3 protein-coding genes are annotated in these 6,300 nt (G+C 47.9%); all 3 read left to right on the top strand.

The window, feature by feature from the left end:
* A partial coding sequence (locus ACWVCM_RS08830; RefSeq protein WP_455201372.1) for an Hpt domain-containing protein occupies window positions 1–3,909 on the top strand: 3,909 nt, incomplete at its 5' end.
* Window positions 3,910–3,912: 3 nt separating this feature from the next.
* On the top strand, window positions 3,913–5,019 hold the full coding sequence (locus ACWVCM_RS08835; protein WP_455201373.1) for a chemotaxis protein CheB: 1,107 nt from the start codon (window positions 3,913–3,915) through the stop codon (window positions 5,017–5,019).
* 70 nt (window positions 5,020–5,089) lie between these two features.
* Window positions 5,090–5,569: a chemotaxis protein CheW gene (locus tag ACWVCM_RS08840; protein ID WP_455201374.1), complete on the top strand. Its 480-nt coding sequence runs from the start codon at window positions 5,090–5,092 to the stop codon at window positions 5,567–5,569.
* Window positions 5,570–6,300: the final 731 nt, after the last annotated feature.

A 6,300-nucleotide genomic window follows, 5' to 3' on the forward strand; every position in this document is an offset into this window, starting at 1 on the left:
CAGGAAGCCAGGGAAATTGAGCTTCCGCATGAAGCAGCGATGTTATCCATCGTTGGCGATAGCCAGCAGCTGCCTCAGTCCGATGGCCTGGAAGACACAATGGAGATCATTGCCAAACGCTCTCCAGACGGACTGGATGACCTGGTTGAACTGGGTGAAGCAACATCCGATGGCCTGGACGATACCATTGAACTTGTTGAGGAAACATCAGATGGACTGTCAGACACCATAGAGTTGCTGGATGAACAATCCGACGGACTGGCTGACACCATTGAGTTTGCCAGTGATGAATTTGCAGATAGCCTGGCAGACAATGTAGAAGTTGAGGAGATCACCTTAAGTTCTGATGCTGAAGAAGAAGTCGACGAAGAACTTATCAGCATTTTCCTGGATGAAGCCGAAGAAATATTGAGAAACTCGGAAGCGCTAATTCAGGGCTGGAGTGGCGATCCCAATGACCGGTCCATCATGGAAGAACTGCAACGTTCCCTGCACACCTTGAAAGGTGGCGCACGTATGGCAAATCTGCTGCCTATTGCCAACATTAGTCACCGCGTAGAATCACTACTTGAATCAATTAGCGACGGCACGGCGGCTTCGTCGAACGAATTACCCAAAGCAGTACAACGCTGCCAGGACTGGTTATCGCATTCCCTGGATACCGTTCGCAGCGGGCAATCTCTGGAAGAGCCTACAGAACTGCTGGATTTAATACAATCGTACATTGACACCCAGCCCACGCAACAAATCGACCTGGCAAGCGTAGCACCCATTGCCGAAACTGAAGAAATTGTACTGGAAGAAACCCTGCCTCTGGAAGAAGAGCCTATAACAGTTCCTGAACCTGAAGTCGCAGAAGCTGCGCTTGAAGCAAGCGCAGAAGAAGATGACGAACTGTTAACGATCTTCCTGGAAGAAGCCGGCGACATACAGGAACAAAACGAACATATAATTCAACAATGGCTCTCTGACCGCGACAACCTCGAGTATGTCGCTGAAATCCAGCGTGGTTTACATACGCTTAAAGGTGGAGCACGTATGGCTCATATTTCTGCGGTTGCAGACGTGGCCCATGCAATGGAATCATTGCTGGAACAGGTAACCGGCCAGCAAATTACTGTCACAGACCAGCTGCCTTCGCTGATTCAACAAAGTCACGACTGGATTGGCAGTGCTGTGGCCAAATCACGTGAACACTCGACCTTACCGGATTATACAGAATTACTGGCATCTATTGAGCGCTACGTCACAGCTTCGTCTACAGCCGCTGAAATGATCCCGGCTTCGGAACCACCTGCAACCGAACCTGGTGTAGAAGATACTATTTCCTTTGAAACTGCTGACACCCAGGCTTTTGAAATTGAAGAGCGTATGGAATCGATGGAAGTTGCTGGGGAAGCAGCACCAGTGGAACCTGCAGCTGCAGAAATGGAGTATGACGAAGAACTGGTCGACATTTTCCTGGAAGAAGCAGAGGAAATTCAGGAAAGCATCGACCGTATTCTTCATGACTGGTCATCAGATGCAGAAAACAAGGATTTAATTGCTGAAGTTCAACGCTCACTCCATACCTTAAAGGGTGGGGCGCGCATGGCGGGCATCGCACCTATCGGAGACCTTAGCCATGCCATTGAATCATTAATGGAGGCGGTAACAGAAGGCCGGCTGCAGCCAACCGCTGAATTTCCGAAAGTTGTACATGCCTGTCACGACTGGCTGGCTAACGCCGTTGAATCAGTTAAACAACGCGCTACGTTGAACACACCTTCGACATTGATCAAACAACTTGAAAATCTTTTGGCTGGCCATGCGGCTATGGAAGGCGTGACGGACTTCGAATCAGTTGCCATCGCAAAACCTGAAAAACAACAGGCGCCCGCGGCAAAGAAACCGGAACCTCAACCCGAACCGGAAGTTAAAAAGCCGGAACCGGCACCAGCCGAGTTTAAGTCCACCGGACCACTTGTCAAACTGCCTGGCTTCAGCAACAAAGATGACAGTGATGCAACCTTAATACCTAATAATGCAGAAGCACAGCCCAAGGCACGAACGGCCGAAGAACAGATCCGCGTCAAAGCCGATCTCATCGACAGCATGGTTAACCATGCCGGTGAGGTGAACATTTATAACGCGCGTATCGCCCAGCAGTTGGGCCAGTGGCACTTTAATCTGAACGAACTACACGGAACCATTGAGCGTTTGCGCGAACAGTTACGTAACTTTGAAATGGAAACCGAAGCGCAAATCATGTACCGACATACGGATGCGGCAGGGGTTGGGGAAGGAGGCGCTCCCAGGGCGATGTCTACGGATGTTTCTTTCGACCCACTGGAAATGGACCGCTTCTCCCATATGCAGCAATTATCACGCAGTATGGTTGAGAGTTTTGATGACTTGACCAATATTCAGAACATGCTGGAAGGCATGTCCGGCGATACGGATGTATTACTGTTACAACAGTCCCGTATCAATAATGATTTACAGGAAGAATTAATCAGTACCCGTTTAACACCTTTTTCCAGTGTCATTGCCCGGTTACGGCGTGTAGTCCGGCAAACGTCCCAGGAAACCGGCAAGGAAGCAGAATTACAAATCAACGGCGCAGAAGGTGAAATGGACCGTACACAGTTAAATCGAATTGTACCGGCCCTGGAACACATATTAAGAAATGCTATTGACCATGGCCTGGAAAACCCAGCCGACCGGAAAAAAGCAAAAAAACCGGACACCGGGATTATTGCCATTAACTTCACCCGTGAAGGCTCGGAAGTGGTCTTGCGTATTTCTGATGATGGCGCGGGTATCAATGTTGACGCCATTCGCAAGAAAGCCATAGAGCGCGGTATTCTGGAAAAGAATTCCAAGGTTGAAGATGACGAAGTGCTCGATTTCATTCTCCAGTCCGGCTTCAGTACGGCCGAACAGGTAACCCAGATTTCCGGGCGTGGCGTTGGCATGGATGTAGTGAATACTGAAATTAAACAGCTAAACGGTTCCCTGCATATTGAAACTGAGCTGGGTAAAGGCTCTACTTTTATTATTCGATTACCATTGACTGTATTAATTAACCAGGCACTAATGGTTAATGTGGATGAAGCGGTTTATGCGATCTCCTTGTCCAATATCGAACACGTGATCCGTGTTACCAGTGAAGAATTGAACAAAATGATCGAGAGCAACGCTGCCGATTATGAATATGCAGGCAATACGTATCAGCATTTGAATATCGGCTATGTATTGCATGGCAGCGCACCGACCAAAGTACCCGAAAAAGGCAAATATCCAATTCTGCTCGCCAAAAGTGGTGATCACCGTGTAGCATTGCAGGTGGACCACTTGATTGGTCGTCAGGAAATAGTCATCAAATCGGTTGGTCCCCAATTAAGTTCGATCAACAGTATATCAGGCGCCACCATTCTTCCGGATGGAGAAGTGGCATTGATTCTCGACCTGAGCACACTCATCCGAACCAGTCATGCATTGCAGAAGACGGACGATGTTAGCCGAGTTCGAGAAGCGGCGGCTGCAGCCGAAGAAGAAAAACCACCGACTGTATTGATTGTGGATGACTCTATCACCGTTCGTAAGGTTACCCAGCGCCTGCTGACGCGTCACCACTATGAACCGCTTACTGCAAAAGATGGTATGGATGCATTAACCGTGATGTTGGAGCATATTCCTGATATCATTTTGCTTGACGTTGAAATGCCACGAATGGACGGCTACGAATTAGCAACTGCAGTACGCAGCGATCCGCGCTTGAAAAATATACCGATCATAATGATCACCTCCCGCACCGGAGATAAGCATCGCGATCGAGCACTTAATATTGGTGTTAATATGTACATGGGTAAGCCGTTCCAAGAACATGAACTACTGGAAAATATCCAGTCCCTATTACATGACTGATAAATGCTGGACCCCAACATCGCAACTATAACCAAGGTCGCTGTATTTGCATCATCTCAGGATCAGCGCCAACACTTGCATACCATGCTCGAAAAAAACGGGCTTGATGTGGTTGTGAGCGAAGCTTCGGGCGACCAGTTTTTATCCGCGCTGAACCAGAATCCCGCCGATGTACTGCTCATTGATCTGCGTGACGATGAAGATGACGACCTGGATTTCCTGGACACCCTGACCGAACAAAGCGATACCCCTATATTATTCAACGATAGTGGCCCTGAAGGTGTCAGTTTGTCTGCGTCCGGGGATAACTGGGCGAAAAAGCTGGCGGCAAAACTCATCGTGATGGCCAATGGCGCCAAGCCTGTTGAAAAAGCGCCTCCTGAAGACACGCCGTTCCCCATGGTTCAGTCTAAAACGGCGGCAACCAGCACTAACAGCGCTGCAGAAATACCCAAGATGGCACCTGTCTCGAATAGCACTATCCCGCAACCTGTTATTCCAGAATCACTTGACCTGCCTGTCGCACCCGTAGCCGCTGAGAAAATTAATGTCTGGGTACTTGGCGCGTCTTTGGGTGGACCGCAAGCGGTGCGCCAGTTCCTGGCGGCAATTCAGGAAGACTTGCCCGTGGTCTTTATACTGGCCCAACACATTGGTGCCAATCATGTGTCACTGTTGGCGGAACAGTTGAACCGCGTCACGGCATTTACCGTGCTGCCCGGTAAGACAGGCCACCAACTTAAACATGGCGAGGTTATCCTGACCCCTGCCGATAAACAGCTCTCCATCACCGATGATGGTTTTCTTGCATTAACACAGGCGCCACCAGCAACAATTTACTCACCCAGCATTGACAATGTTATGGCTGAGGTTGCACGGTGCTACGGGGACAAAGCAGGAACTATTATATTTAGTGGTATGGGTGATGACGGAGCACGTGGCTGCGAATCCATTGCGGATAGTGGTGGCATAGTCTGGGCACAGGATATTGCCAGTTGTGTGGTAAGCAGTATGCCCGACCAGGCGCGAAAGACTGGCAAGGTTTCCTATAGCGCCAATCCGGAACAATTGGCCAAACATCTCTATGAATATTACAGCGCGCCGAAATAAAGTTTTTCGCCGTGACACCGTAAAGAATAGATAGAACGCGAGTTAAATAAAGTTAACCAGGTACAAAACCATGGCTGAAGAAGCACTAGTCGTCCGTAGTCAAATGATCGCCCTAGAAGCGCTGCGCTTGGTGTTACCAAACACCGCTATTGCAGAAGTTATTGCGTATACCCATCCGGAACTACCTGAAGGTATGCCGGAATGGTTTTTAGGCTATGCTCCCTGGCGTGGTTATCGAATACCGGTATTAAGCTTTGAAAATATGGTTGACCAACCGGGTTCCAGACCCGATAAACGCAGCCGCATTATCGTACTCAACTCAATCACCGGCGATCCTGACCTTCCGTTTTACGGCTTGCTGGCAACAGGTATTCCACGCTTGATGGTTGTTGATAGTGATAACATTCAAAACGCGCCGGAAATTGGTGCAACTGACTCGTTGATTATGCGCCAGGTAATTATTGACAAGCACGCTGCCGTAATCCCCGATCAGTACGAGCTCGAAGCGCGCATGAAAAAACAAAACATCGGTATCTTGTCTGAAGACTAATTCGCCCGCTAATTAATCCTGCCTGGCAATATCGCAACCGTATTCAATGAGGACCACGATAATTTTTGTTTTGTAGTCCTTCTTTATGTTGCTTGTTTAGAGCTCCATCGCCCTGGCATAACACTGTACTTAATTAGATACAGTGACTCCTGATACCCGCTTACTATCCTGAACGGCGCCATACGGCATGCAAAATAATAGCTTGCTGAAAAATTCTCGAAGAATTAATGTTTGTCGCAGGCTAAATTCATTAAATCGTTAAGTTTATTAGTTAAAATTATATAAGATTATTTTTATGGCGGGCAATTTGTTGAGTATTTGTTCGATTCCTTCGTAAATTCTGGTACTTATTTTTCCACAGGCAATAAAAAAGCGGCCTTGGGGAAAGACCGCTAATAACTGCCTTCGTATGAGGGAGGAGTACGAAAGCAGTCCTAATATTAATTTTTAGACAGGGAATCGATATTAGTCAAGCTCGATGGTAGGACATTCAGCTTTAAAAGCGGGACGATCACAAATACGTAGCATGAATGCTTACACAGTAACGCGAATTCCTTACCGATGGTCTTAAACGCTACATTATTCTTTCGTGAAATTGCGTGTTACGCACGCTGATAAGATTGCCAAAGATATCATACTTTAAACGTTACCATATTCCTCATTGCGACCCAGCCAGCGCTGAATAATTGCTTCAACACTGGTCCGATGACGATTAAATAATTCGTTTGCGG

Source organism: Kaarinaea lacus (genome assembly GCF_975902315.1).

Excerpts from the sequence above, each read along its gene's own strand:
- ACWVCM_RS08835 (WP_455201373.1), top strand. The coding sequence starts at position 3,913 with ATGCTGGACCCCAACATCGCAACTATAACCAAGGTCGCTGTATTTGCA.
- ACWVCM_RS08840 (WP_455201374.1), top strand. The coding sequence starts at position 5,090 with ATGGCTGAAGAAGCACTAGTCGTCCGTAGTCAAATGATCGCCCTAGAA.